Here is a 23,579-nt window from a genome sequence, read left to right as displayed (position 1 = left end):
ATCGTGCCTAAGAAATCCAACGATGTGAAATGGCTATGCGGGCAACGCCTCGGAGAACTCCACTGCCCTGCCCTGGCCCGGCGTCACGATCTCGCCCTCCCACATGATGCGCTGGCCTCGAATGACAGTGCCGACCGGCCAGCCGGTGACTTCCTTGCCGTCATAAGGCGTCCAGCCGGCCTTCGAGCCGGCTTGTGCATTGGTGATGGTCTCGCGCCGCTTCATGTCGACGATTGTGAAATCGGCATCATAGCCGGCGGCGATACGGCCTTTCCTGGCCATGCCGAAGATGCGCTGCGGGCCGTGGCTTGAAAGATCGACGAAGCGCTGCAAAGTCAGCCGACCGGCATTGACATGGTCGAGCATGATAGGCACCAGCGTCTGCACGCCGGTCATGCCCGAGGGCGATGCCGGATATGGTTTTGCTTTTTCGGCCAATGTGTGCGGGGCATGGTCGGAACCGAGTACGTCGACAATGCCTTGCGCGATTCCGTGCCAGACGCCGTCGCGATGGCGCGGGGCACGGACGGGCGGGTTCATCTGGATCAGCGTGCCGAGCCGTTTGTAGTCGTCCGCCGACAGTGTCAAATGGTGCGGTGTCGCCTCGCAGGTGGCGACATCCTTGTGCTGTTCGAGGAACAATATCTCCTCGGCCGTGGAGATGTGCAGGACGTGGATGCGGGCACGGGCGGCCCGCGCGACGCGCACCAGCCGCTCGGTGCAGCGCAAGGCGGCGATCTCGTCGCGCCAGACCGGATGCGATGAAGGATCGCCCTCGATGCGCTCGCCAAGGCGTTCGCGCAGCCGGAACTCGTCTTCCGAATGGAAAGCGGCGCGGCGGCGGGTGTTCCTGAGGATCGAGGCGACGCCTTCATCGTCCTCGACCAGCAGGTCGCCGGTGGACGAGCCCATGAAAACCTTTATCCCGGCCGCGCCCGGCAGGCGCTCGAGCTCGGCGACATCGTTGGCGTTGTCGCGGGTGCCGCCGACCCAGAAGGCGAAGTCGCAGTGCATACGGCCGGTGCCGCGTCGGACCTTGTCGGCAAGCGTTTCTTCGCTGGTGGTCAATGGATTGGTGTTGGGCATTTCGAACACGGCGGTGACGCCACCGAGCACCGCCGCCCGAGATCCAGTCTCCAGATCCTCCTTGTGCTCCAGTCCCGGCTCGCGGAAATGCACCTGGCTGTCGACGACGCCCGGAAGGATATGCAGGCCCCGGCAGTCGATCGTCTCGCCGGCCGAGGCCTGGCGCAGATCGCCGATGGCGGCGATGCGCCCATTCTTCACGCCGACATCGCGTTGCCCCTCGCCGTCATGGTTGACCACCATGCCGCCTGTCAGGATGAGGTCGTAGGTGTTGGCCATGCTGATCGATCTCTTGCGGGGGGAGTGTCAGCGGCTTACGTAATGGCCAACCGTTTTGCAAGATCAGGCTTTTATTCGTCCCATGCCCTTTGCCCTGCTGAAAGACCGCGCGCTCATCTCCATCTCCGGCCCTGATGCCGAACACTTCCTGCAGAACATCCTGACCACCGACCTCGACGCGCTCGGCGCCGGCGAGGCAAAACCGGGCGCGCTTTTGACACCGCAAGGCAAGATCCTGTTTGACTTCCTGATCTCACGGGCCGGCGAAAACGCGTTCCGCCTCGAATGCCGCGCCGACATCGCTGACGATTTCGTACGCCGGCTGATGCTGTACAAGTTGCGCGCCAAGGTCGAGATTGCCAAATCCGAACAGACGCTTGTCTCCATTGCCTGGGGAAATGAGTCAGCTCCCTCACAAAAGGATTCAACCGTGCTGGCCGACCGGCGCTTTCGCGATGAAAGCGTCACCCGCTCCTATGGCAGCGCTCAAGAGACTGACGACGGTGCCGCATGGCAGGCCTTGCGCATCGCGCATGGCATTGCCGAGAGCGGCACCGACTACCAGCTCGGCGACGCCTTCCCGCATGACGTGCTGCTCGACGAGACCGGTGGCGTCGGCTTCAGGAAAGGCTGCTATGTCGGCCAGGAGGTCGTCTCGCGCATGCAGCATCGTGGCACGGCAAGGCGGCGGGTGCTGATCGTCAGGGCCGAACGGGCCTTGCCTGAGGCCGGCGCCGAATTGACCGTCGACGGGCGATCGGTGGGCACTCTCGGCTCGAATGCCGGCACGATCGGCCTCGGCATCGCCCGTATCGACAGGGTCAAGACAGCGCTCGACGCCGGCCAGCCGATCCTGGCCGGAGACGTGCCGGTTACGGTGGCCATTCCACCTTTCGCCAACTTCAGCTTTCCCCAGGAAGCCGCCGGCACGGAGGAGGCCTGATGGCGGCCGACCGCATCGGTGCGCCGCCACGCGCCTGGCAGCGCATGCTGTCCGGCCGCCGGCTCGACTTGCTCGACCCCTCGCCTCTCGACATCGAGATATCGGATATCGCCCATGGGCTCGCCCGCGTCGCGCGCTGGAACGGCCAGACCAGCGGTGAGCACGCCTTCTCGGTCGCTCAGCATTCGCTGCTGGTGGAAGCGCTGTTTTGCGACCTGATGCCCGATGCGCCGGCGGACGCCCGGCTTATGGCATTGCTGCACGATGCGCCCGAATATGTCATCGGCGACATGATCTCGCCGTTCAAATCGGTGATGGGCGGCAGCTACAAGGACTGTGAACTGCGCTTGCAGCGCGCCATCCATCTGCGCTTCTCCCTGCCGCCGGAACCAGGCGCCGGCCTGCGCAAGGAGATCAAGCGCGCGGACCAGATCGCCGCCTATTTCGAGGCAACGCTGCTCGCCGGCTTTTCGACCGCGGAGGCGACCGAGTTCTTCGGTCGTCCACGCGGCTTCAGTGCCGAGCGCTTCGATTTCACGCCGCGCTCGGTAACCTGGGCACAGAATGCCTTCCTGAAGCGTTTTTCCGCGATCGAGAAGTCGCGGCGCAAGGTTGCTACGGCGGTAGGGTAGAAAACGCTAAATTAACCGGAACAGCCGACAGTGCGGTGTTCGATCACGAGCCGCAGGCACGCCTCATGCCCGTCGTTGACGACAAGGATGGTTCGACCGTCCCTGAACAGGGGGCCGAAGGCGTGGATCGTCGTGATATGGAAGACGAACTGCGCGAACAAAACGAACGCTTTTCGGCCGCCGTCGAGAACATGTCGCATGGTCTTTGCATGTTCGACGCCGACGAGCGCATGATCATCTGCAACGGCAACTATATCAACATCTTCTGCCTCGACGCCAACGTGGCGCAGCCGGGGATCCGTTTCATCGACATCCTGCGGCACAGCGTCGATGTCGGCATCGCCTCGCAAAGCGCCGAAGAACTTTACGCCATCCGCAAGCCCTATATCGATGGAGCGAAACCCTCGACCTATGAGGAGGCGCTCTCTGATGGGCGCATCATCAGCATCTCGCACCGGCCATTGGCATCGGGCGGCTGGGTTTCGATCTACGAAGACATCACCGAGCAGCGGCGCGCCGAACAGGATCTCAAGGAACAGCATCGCCGCTTCGACGCGGCGCTCGCGAACATGTCGCAGGGCCTGCTGATGTATGACGCCGGCGGCAGGCTGATCGTACGCAATCAGCGCATCCTGGAGCTTTATGGTGTGACCGAGGCGGATCTGCCGCTCGGCATGACTCACCGCGAACTCCTCGAACGGCTGGTGCGCCTTGGCGTCTATGCGCCCATAGATGTCGAGGACGAAGTTTCGAGGACCGAGGCTCGCGTGCTGGCCGGCCAGACGCGGTCGACCCCTCGCCGGCTCGCCGACGGACGAACGCTGATGGTTGCCCGCCGGCCGATGAGCGGCGGCGGCTGGGTCGCCACTTTCGACGACGTGACCGAGAGCAGGCTTGCCGAGGAGCGCATGACGCATCTTGCGCATCACGACGTGCTGACCGGGTTGCCCAATCGCTCGGTGTTTCGCGACCGGCTCGACCGGGCACTGGAGGATGCGGCCGCGGGACCGCTGGCAATCTTCTCGCTCGACCTCGACCGCTTCAAGGTCGTCAACGATACGCTGGGACATCCGGCTGGCGACCGGCTGCTGAAAGGCGTGGCCGCAAGACTGCTGCGCTGCGTGGACAACGACGCAGATATCGTCGCCCGTTTTGGCGGCGACGAGTTCGTGATCGTCCAGTTCAACGTCGAGGGCCTGGCGAGCGCGGAAAAACTGGCGAAACGCATTGTCGAGGCCATCGCCAAACCATTTCATGACAAGAGCCGGGACATGCATGTTGGCGTCAGCGTTGGCATCGCGCTTTCTCCCGGCGATGGCAGGGACGCCGATACATTGCTGACAAACGCCGACATGGCGCTCTACCGGGCAAAAAGCGAAGGGCGCAACCTGTACCGTTTCTTCGAGCCCGGCATGGATGCCACGGTGCGCGCGCGCCGGGCGCTCGAAGCCGATCTCGATACGGCGCTGCCGAGCCGGGAATTCGATCTCGATTTCCAACCGATCATGGCCATAGCTTCGGGCGAGATTGTCGGCGCCGAGGCCCTGATGCGCTGGCATTCGCCGTCGCGCGGCACTGTGGCGCCGGACGAATTCATTCCGGTCGCCGAGGAAACCGGGCTGATCGTGCCGCTTGGCGAATGGGCGCTGAGAAAGGCCTGTGCGACGGCGGCAGCCTGGCCACCTGGCCTGCGCATTGCGGTCAATGTCTCCGCCGTGCAGCTCAAAAGCGGCGGCTTTGCTCGCAGCGTCATCTCCGCCCTGGCCTTTTCAGGCGTGCCGGCCGGACGACTGGAACTGGAGATCACCGAAACCGTGCTGATGGACGAGAGCAAAGCCGTCCTGAAGACGCTGCGACAGTTGCGTGAACTCGGCATCCGCATCGCGCTCGACGACTTTGGCACCGGCTATTCCTCACTCGGCTATCTCAGGCGCTTTCCCGTCGACAAGATCAAGATCGATCGTTCCTTCATCTCCGACATCGGCAATCTCGACACCGCAGCGATCGTGCGCACCATCATCGGACTGGGCGCCGAACTGGGCATCACCGTCACCGCCGAAGGCGTAGAAACCGAAGCACAGCTCGACATGCTGCGCCGAAACGGCTGCGTGGAGGCGCAAGGCTATCTGATCGGCGTGCCGTCAAAGGCGGCGGAGATTCAGCACCTGTTGAAATCGAGCGCGGTGCGCAGCCAGACCGGCTGACGCCATAAATCAGCGCAGCGTCTCGATGTATTTTTCATGGAAGCCGATATAACCCGGCTCGACAACCTTCAGATGCCGCTCGATCAGCGCATGAAACTCCGGCAACCGGTGGAAGGGCACGCCCGGATAGGCGTGATGCTCGGCATGGAAGGGCATGTTCCAGGCAAGCTTGCGCACAGCCCAGTTGGTCAGCGTCGTCCTGGTATTCTCCAGCATGTTTGCGACGAAGGGGCAGCGGCCATGCTCGGCCAGCAGATAGAGCCGCAGGAACGGCTGGCCGAGCAGCGCGGGAAAGATCCAGACATGGAGCAGCACCTTCGCCTTGAACCACAGCGCGAGCATCAGCACGACGGCGTAGAAGGCAATCATCGCGCGCGCCTCGGCGCGTACCTTCGGACGCCCCTTGGGGGGCACGTAGCTGTCCTGGCAACGTCCCACAGCATTGGCGTAGAGCGTCTTCAAATGCCCCAACCACACTGGAAGTCCGGAAACGTGGACCAGGTACTGCCGCCAGGTTTCCGGCTTCGGGAAAGCCAGTTCCGGATCGCGTTCGGGATCCTGTGTGAAACGGTGATGGGCGAAATGGAAATAGCGGAACCAGTCGGCCGGCAGCGCGATCGCCAGGCTGCAGACACGCGCGACTGCGTCGTTCAGCCATTGCCTTTCGAAAGCCGTGCGATGCACCGTCTCATGCAGCAGCGTGAACAGGAACACGATCAGTATGCCTTGCGGCAGCATCAGCAGCGGCCAGAACGGCACCTTGGCGGCGATCAACGATCCGAGGAGCAGGATCGCGCCGAGGTGGAAAGCGAGCTGAACAAGGCCGGGCCCATCCGACTTGCCGGTTAGCCGGCTGCGCTCCTCATTCGTCAGCGAGGCGATCACGTCACGATGATCCATAGGGGCATTCCGGCTGATTGAATTCATTCGGTCAGCATACCCCAGCAAGAAACCTTTCTAACAACGAGGATTTCTGCAATATAGATAAGCTGAGCTTATCTTTTTGGTCACCGCCATGGTTGCACTGCCATCGTTGCGAGGTCTTCAGGCCTTCGAGGCGGCTGCGCGCACCGGCAGCTTCGCCGCGGCGGCGGAAGAGCTATCGGTCTCGGCCGCCGCAGTCAGCCAGCTCATCCGCATCGTCGAGGAGCAAGTTGGCCGCAAGCTCTTCCACCGCGCCAACCGGCGTGTCGTCCTGAGCGAGGCTGGCGTCGAGATGCTGCCTCGATTGACCATGGCCTTCCAGGAAATCGGCAGCGTCTCGCGCCAGCTTGCAGGCGATGCGTTCCGCCCGCGGCTCGTTGTCTCGGTCCCTCCGTCCATGGCCATGGGCTGGCTTTCCGAGCGCCTTGCCGGCTTCATCGCCATCCACGGTGCCGTCGACATATCTCTCAGGGGCGATGACGACCCGGTGTCGTTCGACCGCGACCTGATCGACGTCAGGCTCTCCTACGGTCCGCACTATCGTGAGCACCCGATCGAGGACATTGTCCAGGACGCGGTCTATCCCGTCTGCGCGCCAAAGCTTGCCAGCGTGCTGAAGGCGGATGGCGGTCCGCTCGCCGGGCTGCCCCTGATCCACACCGACTGGGGACCGACCGGCGCATCCTTTCCCTCATGGCGCAGCTGGTTCGAGGCGGCCGGCATCGCGCCTGGGCGCGGCATTCAGCGCGGCCTATCGGCAAACTCCTCGCGCGCGGCGCTCGACCTCGCCATTTCGGGACTGGGCGTGGCGCTGGCGCAAGGGATCTATTGCGCCGAGGCCGTGGAGGACGGCCGGCTGGTCCGGCCTGTCGCCAAGGCGATTGCGCTGCGCCAGCCCTATTGCCTGACGATTCCGCAGCGGAGCGCAAGAAGGGACGTCGTGGCGGCGTTCCGTGACTGGCTGGTCGATGAATGCCAGCGCGCGGTGGGCTCGCCGGCGCTCCGCTGAGCCGGCAAGCGGCGATGGTCAGAGGTGCCCGCTCAATGCCTCGACCATGTCCTTGTTCGCCGCCACGGGCACGATCTCGAACTCCACCAGATCCGCCCACTCGATCACCCAGCGCTGCAGCAGCGTGACGTCGTCGGTCTCCACCAGCAGGAAACAGCGGCTCATGTCCGCCGCGATCCAGCTATGGTGCACCAGAAGCTCCTCGGGGTTCAGGCGACCGTAATCGCGGAAGCGGCGGTAGATCTCCTTGCGGTCGCAGCCGCGAAAATCCTCGGTCACCAAAAACAGCATCTCTGCCCCAATCGGATAATTATCGGCCCGGCCGCTCCAAACGTTCCAGGAACCATTGCGTCAGCCGTACCCAGACCTCGTCCTTCTCGCCGGAGTCCTCCCAGCCATGATCGAGGTTGGGATTGTCGTTGACCTCGATGACGAAGACGCCGTCCTTGGTCTCCTTGAGGTCGACGCCGTAGAGGCCGTCGCCGATGCAGCGCGCCGCCTTGACTGCCGTCTCGACGACATGGGGCGGCGTCTCCTTCAGCGTGAAGGTCTTGATGCCGCCCTGGTCGGGCTTGCCGCTGGCCTTGTGGTTGACGATCTGCCAGTGCTTCTTGGCCATTAGGTAATGTACGGCAAACAGCGGTTGGCCGCCGAGCACGCCGACACGCCAGTCATATTCGGTCGGGATGAATTTCTGCGCGATCAGAAGATCGGAATCCTCCAGCCATTCGGTGGCGAGTGTCTTCAATTCCTCGAAATTGGCGCATTTCTTGACGCCGCGCGAGAAGGAGGAATCCGGGATTTTCAGCACCAGCGGAAAACCCAGCGTCTGCGCCGCGAGTTCAAGGTCGGAAGTGCCGGCTATCATCACGGTCGGCGGAACCGGCACCTTGTTGTAGGCCATCAGCTCGTTGAGATAGACCTTGTTGGTGCAGCGGATCATCGACAGCGGGTCGTCGATGACCGGCATGCCTTCCTGCTGGGCGCGGCGCGCGAAACGATAGGTATGGTTGGAGATCGAGGTGGTTTCGCGGATGAACAGCGCGTCGTAATTGGCGAGCTTGGCGAGGTCCCTCTTGGTGATCGGCTCGATTTCGACGCCCATCTTTTCGGCGATCCTGGCCCAGTAGCGCAGCGAGGAGATTTCCGAGGGCGGCAATTCCTCATGCGGATCGACCAGCGTGGCGAAAGTGTAGCGCGCCGGCGTGCGGCCCTTGGTGTCGCGCCATTCGCGATTGGTATAGGTGTCCAGGCATTGCAGGAAGAAGCTCTCCTCCTCCTCGGTCATGCGCGCCAGGGGATGAAAGCCGATCTTGCGGATCGAGGCCCATTCGGCACTATCCTTGATGTGGACCTCGAGCGCCGGCGCGCGGAACCAGTCGAACAGGAGCTTGGCGAATCGGTCCCACACCTTGGACGGGCCAATGCCGAAGAAGATGCAGACCTTCGCCGGAAAAGCGCCGCCAAGATCCTTACGGCACTTGTTGAGCGCCAGTTCCAGTTCGGGCAGCGCATGTTCGTAAAGCTTGCGCTCCGACAGATCGATCATGGTTTCGACGGTCGGGATGACCTTGTGGCCGCGCGAACCCGCCAGCAGAGAGGCATAATAGCCGCGGCTCTGGTAGCCGTAATTGTTCGACAGGTTGATGACTTTGGGACGCTGGCCGCGAAACAGCGCCGGATGCGCGAGATAGTCGCGGTTCGTGATAATCTTGTGCGGTGTCGCCACCTGGTCGAGATCGCTCTGCCGGCCAGTTAAGATAACCCAGGTCATTGTTATCAGCGCTTCCCCAGAGTGATGGCGGCGCGCAGTCCGTCGCGGCCGAACTGCGCCATGTTCATAAAGATGCCGTAAGGCACGGGAATGTTGGCGGCATCAAGGATGGTCTCCTGCCTCTCGTCCTCAACCCAGGGATCGTGGATCAGGATATGGTCGCCGTCGTCGCCGATGGCCAACACCCAGTGCGGCACCTTCTTGCCGAACATCAGGAAGCCGCTGATCAGCACCAGCACCAATTTTCCTTTCGCGATCGCGGCGCGAATGTCGTCGATGGTGAATGAACGGTAATTCACCGGGATGCCGTAAAGTTCCGCGCGTCGGCGAAAGTCGACCTGGGCCAGTTCCATCACCCGGCGCTTGTCCGCGCTGCGCACCGACTGGAGGAACAACGCGCCGTAGAAAGACACGTAAATCTCGGCCGCAAGGCCGCTCTCATAGCCGGCGACCGCAAGGCCGAACGGCTCGCAGCCACCCGGGCCCGACATCATGAAGACGGTCGTCGCTTCGCGCCAAAGACGAATTTCCCTGACCGGGTCCGGTACGAAGTCGTGATCGAAATTGCCCATGGCCATCATCAGGCAGCAGGGACCGCAAGTGAATTCGCAGGTCTGCTGGTAGAACGGCACGCTGGTGGCGGCCGGAAGTTCGCCGCGCAAAGTCTTCTCGTAGCGCAGCGCCGTGGCGCCGTCCTCGTAGTAATCGGGTTCGCGACCGATCTTGCGGTAGCCGGCCCGCTCGTAGATGCTGATGGCGCGGGCATTATCCTCCCGCACTTCTAGGCGCAGCATCATGCGGTCGTGTTCGAAGGCCGCCTCCTCCGCCGCCGTTAGCAACCGGCGGCCGATGCCGAGGGCGCCAAAAAAGGGACTGGTGGCGATCGAATAAAGGCGCGCCACGCCGCTGCCCTTGCGAAACAGCACAATCGCATAACCGGCGACGCGGCCATCTCTTTCGGCGACCAGCGTCTCGGCGGTCTCGCGCTCGATGAACTGTCGGAAGGAGCGACGGGAAATGCGGTCGCTGGAGAAAACAGCTTTCTCGATGGCGGCGAGATCATCGACGTCAGTCGCGCGGGCCGTGCGGATCTCGGCAGGCATGCGGGCTTGGAAAACCTCGATTGGGTTGTGATGAAGGCCCTATTCGAAACGTCCAGACACCAGCCCAGAACGGCAGCGCCCATCCAGCGCTATCGCACCTCGATTAGGGCCGAATTGTGACAGATTCGGCGCCAGCCCGGGAGGACAAAGGCTTTGAACCAGGTCACCGTTTTCGAGTAGGCGGCGCCGCCAAAAAAACGATGCTGTTCAACTCGCCAGGCCGGCCAGAAGCTGGCTGTAGGCGCTCTTGGCCACGATGGCCAATTGCTCGCGCGGCACTGAGCCGACGACAGCGCAGCCATAGCCCTTGTCCAGCCAGTAGACGGCCTGCGGGCCGGCTTGCGCCGAAGCGTAGGTCCCCCTGGCGTTCTCCACCGATTCGGCCGTTACAAAGAGCGATATGCGCTCGCCCTTGTCGTCTTCATAGAGCAGCATTGCCGCCTTGCTCTCGCCAGCCGGCAGCAACCTGCCGCCGACCAGTTGGAACCCGCTGCCGGTCAAGTCCGGCGCAACCAGCTTCAATCCGACCCGGTTGGACAGCCAGGTCAGCAGATGATCCTTGTCGCTTGCCGGCACTTCCACTGCATGCCGCTTCTCGGCGGCATAGATGACATGCGCGGCGATCGCCTGCTCGGCCAACTGATCCTCGGCCTGATCTTCCCGGCCAATACCGTCGCTGCCGGCAAAGTAGCCGCCAAGCCCGCCCGCGGCCAGTAGACCGGCAGCGGCGGCGGCAAGCCACCAGCGCGAGCGTGGCATTGGCGTCCTGGCTGGCGTCTCGCCAAGCACCACCTTGCGCAACCGCACCGGCACCGGCTCGTCGATCACGCCAGCGAAGGCATCTCGCAATGCCGTCCTGTCGGCGATGAAACGGGCGCTTTTCGCCTTCATCTCGGGAGTGGCGTCGAGCCATGCGTCATAGGCGGCGCGCTCATCGGCCGGCAACTCGCCGTCGAGTGCCATGTGGATGTCGCGTTCGGAGAAATCGCGGCGGATCATTTCTAGACGATCCTTATCGAACGGCGGCGTGCCGTGTCGTCCAGCAGTCCGCGCAACTCCTCGCGCCCGCGCGCGATGCGCGACATCAGCGTTCCCGCCGGCACTCCCAGGATGTTGGCGGCCTCGGCATAGGAAAAGCCTTCGATCGCGACCATGACGAGTGCGGCACGGCGGTCGGGGCTGATCGCCTGCAATGCGTCGACGATCTCGCGCGAGGCGATGCTTTCCACCTGCTCGGCCGGCTGTGCAACCGCCTCGCCCGCTTCCAGCGACAGCATCGCGGCTTCGCCGCGCCGGTTCACTTTGCGCATCTGGTCAATGAACAAATGATGCATGATCGTAAACAGCCACCTCCTGGGGCTTTCTCCCGTCTGCCAGTTGTCGAGCCGCATGAGGGCCCGTTCGAGACAGTCCTGGACGAGATCGTCGGCGGCGTCGCGGTCGCGCAACAACGAGCGTGCGTAGCGGCGCAGGCGCGGTATTTCGCCGAGGATTGCTGCCTTCTTTTCGTCCATGACCGCTGGTTTCGGAATTGCCCTATTCATCAGATTGAACGCGCCTTCGCGGCGCGACGCAAGCAGCCAGTGCGAAGCGGTCCACCGCCCCGGTCACCCAAGCAATGATGTAACGATGGAAGCGGCGGGTTTATTCCCGCAATCAATAGGAGGCCAACTATGCCAAATCGGTCTTGAGAAAGTCATTGCCTTTAAAGAGCAACGGAACATCAAGAGCCTTGGCGCAGGCGTAGGAAAAGCAATCACCAAAATTAAGGTCGGCCGGATGACCGACCGCTTTGCCGTACCGGATGCTGGCATCAATGGCGCGCCCCCCGATATCCTCGTTGATGGCTACATTGCGAGCGTCGATCTCAACAATGAACGCATCGACCAGATCGCGCGCCGCAGACAGCATTTCGGGAGTCGGCTTTTTGGCACCGGCATTCACTCGCCCGAGGGCAAGCGTAGCTTCGAGCCGAACAAGCGCTGAAATGTACAGCTGACCGTCGACGTCGGCGATCCGCTTCAGCAATTCCTCCCAACCCGATTCCTTGGCGAGAATTGCAACGACAACCGATGCGTCGACAAACATCAGTCTTCCCACATCTCGTCCATGAATGCCTTGATGTCGAAGGTGGTGTCGGACGGCCCCAACGCCGCTGCTTGCGCTTGAAGAACGGCAATCCTCTCCCGCAGCGGTTTGCGGGCGCGGCTTCGTTCAAGTTCGTGCAAAAGCGCGGTTCGCACGGCTTCCGTTTTGCTCGGCGCATTCGTCTCGCGCTGCAATTTCGTCGCCAGAGCATCTACCTCATCGTCGCGGATATAGAGCGGCATTTGAATATCTCCCGTGGAATATTCATATATTCCATTTTGAATATTCAAACAATGCTAACCCTCAAGTCTCTTTCGCCGCCCTGGTCAAAAGCCGCTGGTAAAACAGGCCGATGCCGATCAGCACGGCGCCAAGGCCGATGAAGGACAGTGCGCGAAGCACACCCTCCAGCTCCGACATGTCGAAGAGGAACACCTTCAGTACGGCGACCGCGATCAATGCGGCCGAGGCGATGCGCAGCACCTGTGATTTCAGCCAGACGCCGGCGGTCAGCAGCGCCACGCCGATGATCAGCCAGAGTGCCGAATAGGTGTAGGTTTCCAACTGGCCAAGGCCGCTCCACAAGCCGATGAACTCGCCCTTGAACAGGCGCCGCACCGACAACGTGGCATAGGCGAAGGCAAGCAGTGCCGCCACCAGCGCCAGCATGGCGGCATACCATTTCGGCCGCTTGTTGCGGGCATAGAGCGCAAGCCCTCCGGCCGCGACCGCCGGCAGGAGATAAGCGAGGAACAACAGGTTGAAGGCCGGGATCTGCCCGGTCGACTCGTCGGTGAAGAGCGGGTTCAGCACCAGGAAATGCTGCACGACGATGAAGGCGACCGAAATCACGCCCGCCGCCATGGACCCGTAGCGTAGCACGGAACTTGGCGAGCGCCTGTCGATGGCCACGAGTATGGCGCCGGCGCCGATCGCGATCAGCGTGTAGATGGCCTGTTCGGCAAGTGTGGGCGCATCGCTGTTGAGGACACCGCCATGCATGGCGTGGCGCACCAGCATGGCAAGCGTCAGCAGTGCAAACAGCGCCGCCGAAGCTTCCATGGCCAGGCGCGGCCGGCCGTCGGTGGTGCGGGCCAGTTGCCAGGCGGCGAAAGCGAAGGCGAGCGCCGGCACGCCATAGCCCGGCAGCAGCCAGTTGAAAACCGGGGTCGTCGACAGGAACCCGGCACCGACGACGGTCGGATCGAAGATGACACGTCCAAGCACCGCCGCGACCGCGCCGACCGAAATCCAGCCGAGCACCGGATAGGAACGCCAGCGTGTGGCCAGCGCCGGCACGATTGCGGCCGCACCAAGCAGGATGGTTGTCCAGCCGGAACTGAAGGCCATATGCAGCATCAGCAGGCCTGCGAGCGCGGCTCCGCCGAGCGCGAAGGATACGGCCGCCCTGCCCTGCAACGGCGGTTGCTCGCCGCGCGCGATCCACTCGCCGCCGGCAGCGAAAACCACGACCAGCAGCGCCGCCACGGCGGCGTAGGCAAGATCGCGGTCGAGATTGCCGAACGTGAACCAGAGTGCCAGCAGGACGACCAACGGCACGATGACGCCCCACGCCGCCCATGACGCAGCGCGGAAGTGGGGCGCGGCGGCAAATTTGCGGGCGGCCCAGAAACCGGCGCCGATGAAGACAAGGCCAAGCGCAACACCGATGCGCAAGGTCAGTGCGTTCGATGTCGCCAGGGGCACGGCGTCGATACCCAAGACGTCGCCGGAAAAATCGGAAGCGATCGAAGTCGGCGGGATGATGCCGAGATAGATCAGCACCGTCACCAGTCCCGCCGCATAGAGCAGTGGCAGCGCCGGGGGGCGGTAGAGCGCGACGGCCACCATCGCGGCGAGCACGACGGCTCCCGGCAAGGCATCGCCGGCAGCGACGAAGGCCGCATCGACCGAAAGGTCCAGCGCCGAGAGGGCAACAAACAAGCCCGGCGCGACGGAGGGCCAGTCGAAAGCCCTGCCTGATCCGCTTTCGTCGCTGCGGCGGCCGAGCCAGACGAAGGCGAGCACGGCCAGCGTGACGGTGTTCACGAACAGGATCACGGATAAATTCGCGCCCGGCGCATCGGTCATGTAGAGGATCGTCCAGATGCCGGTACCGACAAAGGCCGCCGTCATCAGCAACTTCCAATCGCGCATGCGGGCAATGACGCCGCTGGCGGCAAGCACGATCGCCAGATAGCCGAACAGGGCCCAGGGATTGGGCGCCCGAGAAGCGATCAGCATCGGCGTCCCCATGGCGCCGACGAGGCCGATACCAGCCAGCGCCTGGCCGTGGACAAGGGCGGCGGCAATCGTCGCTATGCCGATGGCGCCGAGCAGCGTGAAGGCGAGCGCCGGCCCGATAAATCCGTAGATGCCATGTGCGGCATAGACGGCGCCAAACAGGATGAAGGCGCCCGCCGCAGTCAGGATCGCCGGGATGTAGGCGCCTGCGGCGCCTTGCACGGGCACCCTGAAGCCGGTGCGGCGAATGAATTCGCCGGCTGCAATCAGCACAAGGCCGAGCAGCCCGGCCATGGTCAGCCGCACACCGGGGCCGAAAATTCCGGCTTCGATCGTGTAGCGGATGAGAAACAGGCCGCCCAGCGCCAGTGCCAAACCGCCGACCCAGACCGCCCAGCGGGTGCCGAGCGCCGTTTCGATATCGGGTTTGCCGGGCGCTTTCACCGCTGCGACAGGCTCGGATTCTGCTACCTTGGGCGCCGCCTCGCCTGGTGTCCATGGTCCCGGCTTGACCTCGTCCGTCGCGGCGTCGGTTTCCAGAGCCGGCAGCGCCTGCCCGGTGGCTGCCTCGCTGGCCGTTGGCGAAACGACCACGGCCGCAGCAACAACGGCTTCGGCCGGCTGGCCCTCGGTCGCCGCCGGTTCGGACTGCTTGGCGAGAGGCGGCACGGCGCCGGAAAGGACGAGGCTCCGCAGTGCGCCTAGCTCACGCTCGATCAGTCCGATGCGGCTCTGCTGGCGCGAAATGATGACGAACAGCACGATGATGGCGACAAGGCCGATCAGGCTTTCAAACATGGCGGCTCCCCCAAACCAGACCAGTTGCTACTGACAATCAAATGTGGCCTGCAAACGACCAGCCAACGGCCGTCGGATCGGCGGCTGGAAAGATCGAGCATGTTTCGGCGTCGAAAGCCAGCGGCTTGCGCCCATTGGCCCTCGGCATCGCTTGCGAATGGCCGGTTTCCGGAACATTGCCTGCCAAACCCGCAGCCGATGGCCTATGATACCTTGGCCGCAAAGGGTTCTCCAAGCGATGTCATGGGAATACGTATGCCGCAACGAAGCGCAGGACTGCTGATCTACCGGCGAAACGCCGGGGCCCTCCAGTTCCTGCTCGTCCATCCGGGTGGACCGTTCTGGGCAAGAAAAGACGAGGGGGCATGGTCTATCCCCAAAGGGCTCGTCGACGAAGGCGAGGACGAGTTGAAAGCCGCCCAACGTGAGGCGGAAGAAGAACTCGGCGTCGCCATCAACGGCGACTTCCAGCCTGTCGGCAGTTATCGGCAGCCTGGCGGCAAGATCGTGAGTGCGTGGAGCGTCGAGGCCGACGTCGACACCGATGCCATCAAAAGCAACATGTTCACCATGGAGTGGCCACCACGGTCGGGATCCATGAAGGCATTTCCCGAAGTGGACCGGGCCGGTTGGTTTTCAGAGTTGGAGGCCGGTCTCAAGATACTCAAAGGCCAGCGCGCGATCCTGGACGATTTCGTGGAACGGCAAAATGCCGGATAACATCCGCTGTTATCACCGCTCGCCCAGTGCGCCTTAGGACGATTCCTATCGTGCCGCCAGATTGGAGGCCGGGAAGATCGAGCATGTCTCGGTGCCGAAAGCCAGCAGCTTGCCGCCGGCGTCCTTCAGCGTCGCTTCCGAAACGGCCAGCGTGCGGCCCTTGTGAATGACCTTGCCCTCACAGACCACCTCTCCGGTCCTGGGCGTGATCGGCCGCGTCAGGTTCACCTTGAATTCCGCCGTCGTATAGGCCTCGCCTTTTGCGAGCAGCGTCTGCACGGCGCAGGCAAGCGCCGAATCGAGCAGTGTCGCCGCCCAGCCGCCATGCACGCCCCCCAACGGGTTCAGGTGGCGCTCGTTCGGCACACCCCGAACCACGGCACGGCCTTCCGAGACTTCGGTCAGCGCGAAGCTGAGCTGGAAGGAAATCGGCGGCGCCGGATATTTGCCATCGATGATGCGCTGCAAAAGTTCCAGGCCGGTGTAGGCAAGCATGTCGGCATGCGGAATGGTGCCGAGGCCGAGCGGCGAGACCCGGCCTGGATAAAGTTCCACTTCGCTCATGTGATGATTTCTCTCGCGGCGGTTTCTCCCGACAGGCCTTTTGTCGTGTGGTGCTTGCGCAGCGCGGCGAGGAAGCCGGAGCGCGCGTCCGGCTGCTCGATGCCGCGCGGCTCGTAGACGTGACGGGTGAAGAAGAAGCCGGTGAGCCGGAAGGCATCCTGGATCGCCGCCGGATCGGCGCGCAGGCCGGAGCCACGCAGGAAGGCCGGCAGCGCCAGCATCTTGTCGCGCCAAGGCGCGCCGGCTTCCCGCGACACCGCTCGGCCCGATTTCGGCGAGACATAGGCAAGATCCTGCCGCGTGCCGGTCGCGGCGCACTGGCTGAGATCGAGACCGAAACCCAGTTCGTCGAGGATCAGGAGCTCGAAACGGGCCACCAGTTCGCCGGCCGCATCGACGTCATCGAGATGCACGATCATCACCGACAGCGCCTCGTAGAGGCCGCCATGGGCGTCGCGCTCGGGCAACAGGCGCAGATGCGCGGCCATGGTCTGCAGGCCATACACGGCGACCGCACTCTCCATCAACCTGGCCGCATTCATCTCGATCGCTTCGGCCTGGAACGTGCCGAGGTGCTCATCAAGGCGCGCCCGCCAAAGCAGGTCGACACGGTTGCCGGGCTGGAGAACAGGCTGCTGCTTGCGCGAGCGCCCGCCACGCACGAGGCCGAGATGGCGGCCATGCGCACGCGTCATCACCTCGAGGATGGCGCTGGTTTCGCCATGCTTGCGGGTGCCGAGAATGATTCCCTCGTCGCGCCATTCCATGCCTGGAGCATTTCACCGATCGGGTGGCGAAATCAAGGTACGGGCTTGGTGCCTGGGCTGGCTCTCGCAAGGGTGCATAAAAAGCCGCCCGCAGCACAGCTGCGGGCGGGTCTGGTGGGGTCAGTCGATCCGTTAGAACGAGCGCTGGAAGCGGAGGATGCCGCCGACGCTGCTCTTCTTGTCGGCCTTGGTCCAGTTGTTGAAGTCGGCGTCGTCGAATTTTCCTGCATTGAGGTAATCGACTTCAGCCGTGATCGTGTAACCGGGCACAATCGTGTATGCGACGTTGGCAGCGACGCCGAGGTTCTTCCAGTCGTCATAGGAGATCTGGGCGTTGAACGAGGTCTTGTCGTTGAACTTGTAGGTGCCGCCACCCCAGATCGCCCAGTTTCCGCCCCACGGCTTGTATTGGGTGCGGCCCGTGCCGAAGTCGTTGATGTTGTCGTTGGTGCCGTAGCCGCCCATGACGAACAGCGTCAGTTCCTTGCCGACATTGACGTCCAAGCGAACCTTGCCGGCCACTTCCTCGTAATTGCTATCATAGGCGACGACGCCGGTGACCGCACCCCAGTCGCCCTTGTACTTCAAGCCGCCGACGACATGCGGAACATAGCTGTCGATCGTGTTGACGCCGGTACCTTCTTCGAGCGAGACCACGGCCGAGAAGCCGCTGCCAGCGTCGAAATAGTACTGCACGACGTTGGTATCCTTGATACCGTACGGGATGATCGTGTCCTGGATGACGTTGCCGGCATAGCCGATAAACGAATCGTATGCCGTTTCATCCTTACCGACGCGCAGGCCGCCGAGCTGAATCCAGGCGAAGTTGAGGGTGGTCGCCTTGTTGCCGGCCTGCCAGCCAGTGCCGCCAGTCTCATAGTCGCCGCTGCTGTTGCCAAATTGAAAGCGAGTCTCGGTGTAGGTCTTCAACGTACCGAGCTCGGTTTCCTGGCCGGTCCAGGTCTTCAGCGCGAAGCGCATGTTCTTGTAATAGGTGTCGTGGCTATCGCCGTCCATGTGATCGGCAACGTTGTTGACGCCATCCAGCGTGCCGCTGTCCCCGACGCCTATGTCATAGCGGAGATAGCCGCCGATGCGCAGGCAGGTCTCGGTGCCGGGGATATAGAAGTAGCCGGCGCCGTAGACGTCGCAGATCCTGACGTATTCAGCGGGTTCCGGCTCGGCGACGACGACAGCGTCAGCGGCGCGAGCGCCGGAGACCGCGATCAGTGCCGCGGCTGAGCCGAGAAGAAGGCTCTTGATGTTCATTTTCTGACCTCTCCAGTCAAAGTTAAAAATGGCTTCGGATTTTGGTTGGCGGATATATTTTCCCGCCTCACCACAACGAAAAAGGCCCGCACCGCGTCCCCTTTTCGCGGCGAACATACCCATCAATCTTCCGCCTTCAATGACAATTTCACAAACATTCGGGATTGATGACATAGATTAAATCCGTGTTGCAGAAATAGCACTGGAGAATTCACTTCAGACTACGGCACCGCACAAGTGGAACATTGTCATATTTCCGTAATAATTCCCTGTATGTTCCAATTTTATGATGATATTCTACGAACACCAATTGTTTGAGAAACTTCGCGTAAATAAACCCACTTCCATGGTCGTTTCTACCTAGCCATTCCCCAGCCACGTGAAACCGAAGCCGATCCCCTCGAAGGAGTCTTTTCAGCGGGTCACGGACACGCCGGGACGGACCACAGGCCATGATGGGAAGATCAATCCGACGTCGGCGGACTCGTCTGCAAGAATCCGCGCTGGCCAACTGAGAAGTCGACCCAACGGAACCTCGGCGTCCCTGGTCGATAGCCACCAGCCAACGGTTTGGGTCATTATTACCGGCGCTTGTGGTCGGCCAGCACCGCGTCGATCACGCGCCAGGATTGTTCGATCTCGGCCGAGTTGACGTCTATCTCGCCGGCGGCGGTGATCAGCGCCTTCCACAGTGCCCAGCCGCGGCCGCGCGCCCAGGTCGCGTCGTCGACGCCGAGGCCAGCGCGGAAGGCCCCCCTGCTCTTTCCCTCGAACAATGTCCAGGCAATCGCCAGATCGCATGAGGGCTCGCCGACGCCGGAGGTGCCGAAGTCGATCACCGCGCTTAGCCTGCCGTGTTCAACCAGAAGATTGCCCCAGCTGACATCGCCGTGGAACCAGACGGGCGGGCCTTGCCAAGGGGCGGCAAGAGCCGTTTCCCAGACAGCGCTTGCCGCGCCGGCGTTGATACGGGTGTCGAGCGCCGCGATCGCTTGTCTCGTCTCCCCGTCATAGACGTTCAGCGGCCCGCCGCGAAAGAAATTGTGTTGGCCCGGCCCCGGTCCGCCAGCCGGGTCGATCCGCTTCAGCGCAACCAGAAAGCCGGCCAGGTCCGCCGCGAATTCCGACAGGTTGGCGATACGCTCGCGCTTTGCAGTCTCACCTTCGATCCACCTGTAGACGGACCAATGCCACGGATAGCCTTCGGCCGGGGCTCCCATCGCCAGCGGTATAGGGATGGGCAGCGGCAACAGCGGCGCCAGCCTCGGCAGGCAGCGATGTTCCTTCTCCACTTGCAGGGAATAGGCGGCGGCACTGGGCAACCGAACGGTCATCTCGTCGCCGAGACGAAAGCTTCTGTTGTCCCATCCGCCAGGTTCAATCGGCCGAACCGCAAGATCCCTCCAGCGAGGAAACTGCGCCGCGATCAACCGGCTGACCAAAGCTGCGTCGATATTCGACTTGCTAACCATCCATCCTAGTGCGGAAACTCGAGCCCCATCTCGCGGTAGCGCTCGGGATCGTCGCCCCAGTTCTCGCGCACCTTGACGAACAGGAACAGATGCACCTTTTGCTCGAGGATGCCGGCGATTTCCATACGCGCCGCCTGGCCGATGGCGCGGATGGTCTCGCCCTTGTGGCCGAGCACGATCTTCTTCTGGCTGTCGCGTTCGACATAGATGACCTGCTCGATGCGCACCGAGCCGTCCTTCTTCTCTTCCCATTTCTCGGTTTCGATGTGCGAGGAATAGGGCAGTTCCTGATGCAGCCTGAGATAGAGCTTCTCGCGAGTGATCTCAGCGGCGAGCTGGCGCATCGGCAGATCGGAGATCTGGTCTTCCGGATAATACCAGGGCCCCACCGGGAGCGCCTCGGCAAGGTAATCGAGGAGGTCCTTGCAGCCCGAGCCGGTCAGCGCCGAAACCATGAAGGTGCGCTTGAACGGCACTCTTTCGTTCGCTGCTGCCGCCAGCGCCAACAACGCCTCCGGCTTGACGCGGTCGACCTTGTTGAGGATCAGCGCCATCGGCTGGCGCACATCCTTCAGGCGTTCGAGAATGGCATCGGCATCACCTCTAATGCCACGCTCGGCATCGATCAGGAGCAGCACGATATCGGCATCCTTGGCGCCGCCCCAGGCTGTCGTCACCATTGCCGTGTCGAGACGCCGCTTCGGCTTGAAGATGCCCGGCGTATCGACGAAGACGATCTGCGCGTTGTCGTGCGTGGCGATGCCTCTGACGATGGCACGCGTCGTCTGCACCTTGTGGGTGACGATTGACACCTTGGCGCCGACAAGCTGATTGACCAGCGTCGACTTGCCGGCATTGGGCGCACCGATCAGCGCTACGAAGCCGGAATGCGTAACGGCCGCAGGCGCGGCCGGAACCGTGTCTTCCGTGGCTGTCATGCCGCGTCTCCCTGATCGATCCAGACACCTTCACGAATGAGAAGGGCGGCGGCGGCGGCCTGCTCGGCCTCGCGTTTGGAGCGGCCGCTGCCGACAGCCGGCTGAAACCCACCAACCATGACACTGACGGTGAACAGCGGATCGTGATCCGGCCCCTCGCGGCTATCGATGCGGTAGACGGGCACGGCGCTTGCCGCCTGATGCGCCCATTCCTGCAACTCGGTCTTGGCGTCGCGTCGGCCGGCGCCCGACGCCTGCGAGCGCGGCTGCCAATATTTGTGGATGAAAGCGCGCGCCGCTTCCAGCCCTCCGTCGAGGTAGAGCACGGCGATCAGTGATTCCAGCGCGTCGGCGCGCAGATTGACGCGCTTGCGTCCCTCGAGCCCTTGAACGTCGGATCCGGCGCGGATCAGCTCCGGCAGACCAATATGTTCGGCGATCTCCGACAGCGCCTCGGCATTGACCAGCGCGTTGAACCGCAGCGACAATTCGCCTTCCGCCGCATCGGGAAACGCGGCCAGCAGCATATCGGCCACCACGAGGCCGAGAACCCGGTCGCCCAGGAACTCAAAGCGCTCATAGTCGGTGCCGGCATTGGCGCCGCGGGCGCTGGCATGGGTCAAGGCACGCTGCAGGCGCCTGCGGTCGGCAAAGGCATGGCCCGTGCGCTCCACCAGCGCTTCGGCGAGCGCGTCGGCGGTCAGCCGTCTTGTCGCCGCCATGACCCTAATTAACGAAGTGGAAGAGGCGCGAAGCACGCATAAGCGACGGCCACTTCCAGATTTCGAGCGGGCTCGCCTTGCCGGCGATCGAGAAGAAAACAAGGTTGGCCCGGCCAACCAGGTTTTCGGCCGGAACGTAGCCGACGGAGAATCGGCTGTCGGCGGAGTTGTCCCTGTTGTCGCCCATCATGAAATAGTGACCGGGCGGAACATCGAACTCGCGCGTGTTGTCGCCGATCGAGTTCGGCGACAGATCCAGCGTGTCGTAGCTGACGCCGTTGGGCAGCGTCTCACGATAGACGTCGATCGGATAATCCTTTTCGGTGATGTCGGGATTGTCGATCTGTCCGGTCTTCACGCGCGGCACGCCGACGCCGTTGATGAACAGCTGGCCGTCCTTCACCTGGATTTTGTCGCCAGGCAGGCCCACCACACGTTTGATATAGTCGACGGACGGGTCTGGCGGGAACTTGAACACAGCCACATCGCCGCGCTTCGGCTCGGAGCCCCAGATGCGGCCCGAGAAGATGTCCGGGCCGAAGGGCAGCGAATAACGGGAATAGCCGTAGGACCATTTGGTGACGAAGAGATAGTCGCCCTCGAGCAGCGTCGGCCGCATCGAACCCGACGGGATGGAAAAGGGTTGGAACAAGAGCGTGCGAATGACCAAGGCAAGCAAGAGCGCCTGGACGATGACGCTGACGGTTTCGCCAAGCCCGCCGGATTTCTTCTGGGGTTTTTCAGCCACGCTCATGTCGTCCTCGATTGTGCGTTGGATGGTATAGAGTCTCGGCGCGCGCTGGGCAACGTCATGCCGGTGGTCAGATGCAATCAATGTGGCGCTTGTTCGACGGGCAACGCTTCGATGATCACAAAGGCTTGAGCAAGCGGAAAATCATCCGTGATGGTGAGATGGATCATCGCCCGATGGCCCTTTGGCAGAATCGCGTTCAGCCGCGCCTCGGCGCCACCGGTCAGTGCCATGGTGGGCGCGCCGCTCGGAAGATTGACGACACCCATGTCGCGCCAGAACACGCCCTGCGCCAGGCCGGTGCCCAGTGCCTTGGCGCAGGCCTCCTTGGCTGCGAAGCGCTTGGCGTAGGAGGCCGCCCGCGCCCGACGGTTTTCGGAGCGGGCTTGCTCGACCTCAGTGTAGATTCTCTGGATAAAGCGCTGGCCATGGCGCTCCAAGGACTTTTCAATGCGTCTGATATCGATCAGGTCGCTGCCGATGCCGATGATCATCGCGCGGTGGAACCGATGCTTGCGTTTGGGTGAGACGATTGCTCATGGCGGGCCGCGCGCTCTGCCAGCCGTTTGCGCCGCTGCTCGCGAAAGGCGTTCATGCCCCAGCGCGTGATGGCGTAGAACAGAAGCCCAAACGCCAGTCCAAGCGGTATCGCACCGATCAGCATCGGCTTCAGCACCGGGGCCCACAATTGCGCGAAGGAAAGGTTGTGCAGCATCTCGCCCAGAGGCGCGGGCGGGCCGTGCGCCGGCAGGCGGTTGTGCAGGATCAGCTTGCCGGTCTCCCAGGAGGCGCCCCACAGCAGCGGGAACGTCAGTGGATTGCCGAAGAATACGGCGCCAAGTGCGGCCGCCACCAGATTGCCGGCTATGAGCCAGCACAGCACCGCGGCAATGGCGAAATGGAAACCCACCGGAAAGAACGAAGCAAAGACGCCAGCGGCGACGCCGGCCGCCACCGCATGCGGCGTGGCCTTCAGCCGCAGGATGCGCTTGGAGAAGTACTGCAGCGAGCGCGAAAACGACCGGCGCGGCCATAGATAGGTACGCACCCGCTCCAAGAGGCCATCAGGCTCGCGGCGTCGAAAAAGCACTCTATTCCAATTCCTGATCTACCAATACCCGCCGTCCTGCCACCCAAGCCAGGTCACAGCAACTTATCTTGCGCTTCCGGGGCGCAGAAAGGCAACAACGACTTTGATATAGCGACAGGCTGCCTTCGGAACAACGAAACGCTGCCGCGATGGTCTGCCGCAGGGGGTAACAAGATCGCCATTGAGGCGAAACTGAGGAAAA

General features: G+C 62.8%; 24 protein-coding genes. 5 read left to right on the top strand and 19 right to left on the bottom strand.

Annotated elements, in window-relative coordinates; genetic code table 11:
- Positions 1-33: 33 nt before the first annotated feature.
- Positions 34-1,365 carry a dihydroorotase gene (locus tag FJ426_RS06300; RefSeq protein WP_140520677.1) on the bottom strand — a complete coding sequence of 444 codons (1,332 nt, stop codon included), beginning with the start codon at positions 1,363-1,365 and terminating at the stop codon, positions 34-36.
- 82 nt (positions 1,366-1,447) lie between these two features.
- On the opposite strand from FJ426_RS06300, the gene FJ426_RS06295 reads away from it, so the two are divergent.
- The 3 genes from FJ426_RS06295 (at position 1,448) to FJ426_RS06285 (ending at position 5,144) form a co-directional block, all read left to right on the top strand.
- Positions 1,448-2,308: a folate-binding protein YgfZ gene (locus FJ426_RS06295; RefSeq protein ID WP_140555789.1), complete on the top strand. Its 861-nt coding sequence runs from the start codon at positions 1,448-1,450 to the stop codon at positions 2,306-2,308.
- Positions 2,308-2,940, top strand: a complete 633-nt coding sequence (locus tag FJ426_RS06290) for an HD family hydrolase (RefSeq protein ID WP_140555790.1) — start codon at positions 2,308-2,310, stop codon at positions 2,938-2,940. Before FJ426_RS06295 ends, FJ426_RS06290 begins: the two co-directional genes overlap by 1 nt.
- Before the next feature lie 65 nt (positions 2,941-3,005).
- Positions 3,006-5,144, top strand: a complete 2,139-nt coding sequence (locus tag FJ426_RS06285) for an EAL domain-containing protein (RefSeq protein WP_140824817.1) — start codon at positions 3,006-3,008, stop codon at positions 5,142-5,144.
- 9 nt (positions 5,145-5,153) lie between these two features.
- On the opposite strand, the gene FJ426_RS06280 is transcribed toward FJ426_RS06285, so the two are convergent.
- Positions 5,154-6,044: a fatty acid desaturase family protein gene (locus tag FJ426_RS06280; RefSeq protein ID WP_140520680.1), complete on the bottom strand. Its 891-nt coding sequence runs from the start codon at positions 6,042-6,044 to the stop codon at positions 5,154-5,156.
- 115 nt (positions 6,045-6,159) lie between these two features.
- On the opposite strand from FJ426_RS06280, the gene FJ426_RS06275 reads away from it, so the two are divergent.
- Positions 6,160-7,077: a LysR substrate-binding domain-containing protein gene (locus FJ426_RS06275; protein ID WP_140520681.1), complete on the top strand. Its 918-nt coding sequence runs from the start codon at positions 6,160-6,162 to the stop codon at positions 7,075-7,077.
- Between the two features lie 18 nt (positions 7,078-7,095).
- On the opposite strand, the gene FJ426_RS06270 is transcribed toward FJ426_RS06275, so the two are convergent.
- From FJ426_RS06270 to FJ426_RS06235, 8 genes are all read right to left on the bottom strand, one after another.
- Entirely contained in the window at positions 7,096-7,368 is a 273-nt protein-coding gene (locus tag FJ426_RS06270; RefSeq protein ID WP_140520682.1) for a DUF3303 family protein, read from the bottom strand.
- 19 nt (positions 7,369-7,387) lie between these two features.
- On the bottom strand, positions 7,388-8,851 hold the full coding sequence (locus tag FJ426_RS06265) for a RimK family protein (RefSeq protein WP_140494569.1): 1,464 nt from the start codon (positions 8,849-8,851) through the stop codon (positions 7,388-7,390).
- Between the two features lie 5 nt (positions 8,852-8,856).
- Positions 8,857-9,954: a GNAT family N-acetyltransferase/peptidase C39 family protein gene (locus FJ426_RS06260; protein ID WP_140657959.1), complete on the bottom strand. Its 1,098-nt coding sequence runs from the start codon at positions 9,952-9,954 to the stop codon at positions 8,857-8,859.
- Between the two features lie 207 nt (positions 9,955-10,161).
- Positions 10,162-10,953, bottom strand: a complete 792-nt coding sequence (locus FJ426_RS06255) for an anti-sigma factor (RefSeq protein ID WP_140517812.1) — start codon at positions 10,951-10,953, stop codon at positions 10,162-10,164.
- Positions 10,954-10,955: 2 nt separating this feature from the next.
- Positions 10,956-11,468, bottom strand: a complete 513-nt coding sequence (locus FJ426_RS06250) for an RNA polymerase sigma factor (protein ID WP_140494575.1) — start codon at positions 11,466-11,468, stop codon at positions 10,956-10,958.
- Positions 11,469-11,625: 157 nt separating this feature from the next.
- Positions 11,626-12,042 (bottom strand): type II toxin-antitoxin system VapC family toxin, encoded by a 417-nt coding sequence (locus FJ426_RS06245; protein WP_140494577.1) that lies wholly within the window; start codon positions 12,040-12,042, stop codon positions 11,626-11,628.
- Positions 12,042-12,284: a type II toxin-antitoxin system VapB family antitoxin gene (locus FJ426_RS06240; RefSeq protein ID WP_140494579.1), complete on the bottom strand. Its 243-nt coding sequence runs from the start codon at positions 12,282-12,284 to the stop codon at positions 12,042-12,044. The genes FJ426_RS06245 and FJ426_RS06240 overlap by 1 nt, the downstream gene beginning before the upstream one ends.
- A gap of 61 nt (positions 12,285-12,345) precedes the next feature.
- A complete protein-coding gene (locus tag FJ426_RS06235) occupies positions 12,346-15,084 on the bottom strand; it encodes a DUF2339 domain-containing protein (RefSeq protein WP_140824812.1) in 2,739 nt (912 codons plus the stop codon).
- A 255-nt stretch (positions 15,085-15,339) separates the two neighbouring features.
- Here FJ426_RS06235 and FJ426_RS06230 point away from each other — a divergent pair, with 255 nt between their 5' ends.
- Positions 15,340-15,804, top strand: coding sequence for an NUDIX domain-containing protein (locus FJ426_RS06230; protein ID WP_140580886.1), 465 nt, complete (start codon positions 15,340-15,342; stop codon positions 15,802-15,804).
- A 45-nt stretch (positions 15,805-15,849) separates the two neighbouring features.
- On the opposite strand, the gene FJ426_RS06225 is transcribed toward FJ426_RS06230, so the two are convergent.
- The 9 genes from FJ426_RS06225 to FJ426_RS06185 form a co-directional block, all read right to left on the bottom strand.
- Positions 15,850-16,368, bottom strand: a complete 519-nt coding sequence (locus FJ426_RS06225; protein ID WP_140824808.1) for a PaaI family thioesterase — start codon at positions 16,366-16,368, stop codon at positions 15,850-15,852.
- Positions 16,365-17,135: a DNA repair protein RecO gene (recO, locus tag FJ426_RS06220; RefSeq protein ID WP_140494585.1), complete on the bottom strand. Its 771-nt coding sequence runs from the start codon at positions 17,133-17,135 to the stop codon at positions 16,365-16,367. The genes FJ426_RS06225 and recO overlap by 4 nt, the downstream gene beginning before the upstream one ends.
- 132 nt (positions 17,136-17,267) lie before the next feature.
- On the bottom strand, positions 17,268-18,404 hold the full coding sequence (locus FJ426_RS06215; protein ID WP_140517808.1) for a porin: 1,137 nt from the start codon (positions 18,402-18,404) through the stop codon (positions 17,268-17,270).
- A 581-nt stretch (positions 18,405-18,985) separates the two neighbouring features.
- Positions 18,986-19,876 (bottom strand): aminoglycoside phosphotransferase family protein, encoded by an 891-nt coding sequence (locus tag FJ426_RS06210; protein WP_140824803.1) that lies wholly within the window; start codon positions 19,874-19,876, stop codon positions 18,986-18,988.
- A gap of 5 nt (positions 19,877-19,881) precedes the next feature.
- Positions 19,882-20,814, bottom strand: coding sequence for a GTPase Era (gene era, locus FJ426_RS06205; protein ID WP_140494591.1), 933 nt, complete (start codon positions 20,812-20,814; stop codon positions 19,882-19,884).
- Positions 20,811-21,536, bottom strand: coding sequence for a ribonuclease III (gene rnc / locus FJ426_RS06200; protein ID WP_140494593.1), 726 nt, complete (start codon positions 21,534-21,536; stop codon positions 20,811-20,813). Before rnc ends, era begins: the two co-directional genes overlap by 4 nt.
- A gap of 4 nt (positions 21,537-21,540) precedes the next feature.
- On the bottom strand, positions 21,541-22,290 hold the full coding sequence (gene lepB, locus FJ426_RS06195) for a signal peptidase I (RefSeq protein WP_140494595.1): 750 nt from the start codon (positions 22,288-22,290) through the stop codon (positions 21,541-21,543).
- A 77-nt stretch (positions 22,291-22,367) separates the two neighbouring features.
- Positions 22,368-22,781, bottom strand: a complete 414-nt coding sequence (acpS, locus tag FJ426_RS06190) for a holo-ACP synthase (protein ID WP_140494597.1) — start codon at positions 22,779-22,781, stop codon at positions 22,368-22,370.
- Positions 22,778-23,377, bottom strand: a complete 600-nt coding sequence (locus FJ426_RS06185) for a DUF2062 domain-containing protein (protein ID WP_140824801.1) — start codon at positions 23,375-23,377, stop codon at positions 22,778-22,780. Before FJ426_RS06185 ends, acpS begins: the two co-directional genes overlap by 4 nt.
- Positions 23,378-23,579 lie beyond the last annotated feature (202 nt).

Origin of the sequence: Mesorhizobium sp. B2-6-4, from assembly GCF_006441495.1 — a bacterium.
Taxonomy (GTDB): Bacteria; Pseudomonadota; Alphaproteobacteria; order Rhizobiales; family Rhizobiaceae; genus Mesorhizobium.
This window is presented reverse-complemented; position numbering and strand designations above follow the sequence as displayed.

Excerpts from the sequence above, each read along its gene's own strand:
- FJ426_RS06270 (WP_140520682.1), bottom strand. The coding sequence starts at position 7,368 with ATGCTGTTTTTGGTGACCGAGGATTTTCGCGGCTGCGACCGCAAGGAG.
- FJ426_RS06295 (WP_140555789.1), top strand. The coding sequence starts at position 1,448 with ATGCCCTTTGCCCTGCTGAAAGACCGCGCGCTCATCTCCATCTCCGGC.
- FJ426_RS06230 (WP_140580886.1), top strand. The coding sequence starts at position 15,340 with ATGCCGCAACGAAGCGCAGGACTGCTGATCTACCGGCGAAACGCCGGG.
- FJ426_RS06240 (WP_140494579.1), bottom strand. The coding sequence starts at position 12,284 with ATGCCGCTCTATATCCGCGACGATGAGGTAGATGCTCTGGCGACGAAA.
- FJ426_RS06275 (WP_140520681.1), top strand. The coding sequence starts at position 6,160 with ATGGTTGCACTGCCATCGTTGCGAGGTCTTCAGGCCTTCGAGGCGGCT.
- acpS (WP_140494597.1), bottom strand. The coding sequence starts at position 22,781 with ATGATCATCGGCATCGGCAGCGACCTGATCGATATCAGACGCATTGAA.
- recO (WP_140494585.1), bottom strand. The coding sequence starts at position 17,135 with ATGGAATGGCGCGACGAGGGAATCATTCTCGGCACCCGCAAGCATGGC.
- FJ426_RS06215 (WP_140517808.1), bottom strand. The coding sequence starts at position 18,404 with ATGAACATCAAGAGCCTTCTTCTCGGCTCAGCCGCGGCACTGATCGCG.
- rnc (WP_140494593.1), bottom strand. The coding sequence starts at position 21,536 with ATGGCGGCGACAAGACGGCTGACCGCCGACGCGCTCGCCGAAGCGCTG.
- FJ426_RS06245 (WP_140494577.1), bottom strand. The coding sequence starts at position 12,042 with ATGTTTGTCGACGCATCGGTTGTCGTTGCAATTCTCGCCAAGGAATCG.
- era (WP_140494591.1), bottom strand. The coding sequence starts at position 20,814 with ATGACAGCCACGGAAGACACGGTTCCGGCCGCGCCTGCGGCCGTTACG.
- FJ426_RS06260 (WP_140657959.1), bottom strand. The coding sequence starts at position 9,954 with ATGCCTGCCGAGATCCGCACGGCCCGCGCGACTGACGTCGATGATCTC.
- FJ426_RS06265 (WP_140494569.1), bottom strand. The coding sequence starts at position 8,851 with ATGACCTGGGTTATCTTAACTGGCCGGCAGAGCGATCTCGACCAGGTG.
- FJ426_RS06235 (WP_140824812.1), bottom strand. The coding sequence starts at position 15,084 with ATGTTTGAAAGCCTGATCGGCCTTGTCGCCATCATCGTGCTGTTCGTC.
- FJ426_RS06210 (WP_140824803.1), bottom strand. The coding sequence starts at position 19,876 with ATGGTTAGCAAGTCGAATATCGACGCAGCTTTGGTCAGCCGGTTGATC.
- FJ426_RS06290 (WP_140555790.1), top strand. The coding sequence starts at position 2,308 with ATGGCGGCCGACCGCATCGGTGCGCCGCCACGCGCCTGGCAGCGCATG.
- FJ426_RS06285 (WP_140824817.1), top strand. The coding sequence starts at position 3,006 with ATGCCCGTCGTTGACGACAAGGATGGTTCGACCGTCCCTGAACAGGGG.
- FJ426_RS06280 (WP_140520680.1), bottom strand. The coding sequence starts at position 6,044 with ATGGATCATCGTGACGTGATCGCCTCGCTGACGAATGAGGAGCGCAGC.
- FJ426_RS06300 (WP_140520677.1), bottom strand. The coding sequence starts at position 1,365 with ATGGCCAACACCTACGACCTCATCCTGACAGGCGGCATGGTGGTCAAC.
- FJ426_RS06250 (WP_140494575.1), bottom strand. The coding sequence starts at position 11,468 with ATGGACGAAAAGAAGGCAGCAATCCTCGGCGAAATACCGCGCCTGCGC.
- lepB (WP_140494595.1), bottom strand. The coding sequence starts at position 22,290 with ATGAGCGTGGCTGAAAAACCCCAGAAGAAATCCGGCGGGCTTGGCGAA.
- FJ426_RS06255 (WP_140517812.1), bottom strand. The coding sequence starts at position 10,953 with ATGATCCGCCGCGATTTCTCCGAACGCGACATCCACATGGCACTCGAC.
- FJ426_RS06225 (WP_140824808.1), bottom strand. The coding sequence starts at position 16,368 with ATGAGCGAAGTGGAACTTTATCCAGGCCGGGTCTCGCCGCTCGGCCTC.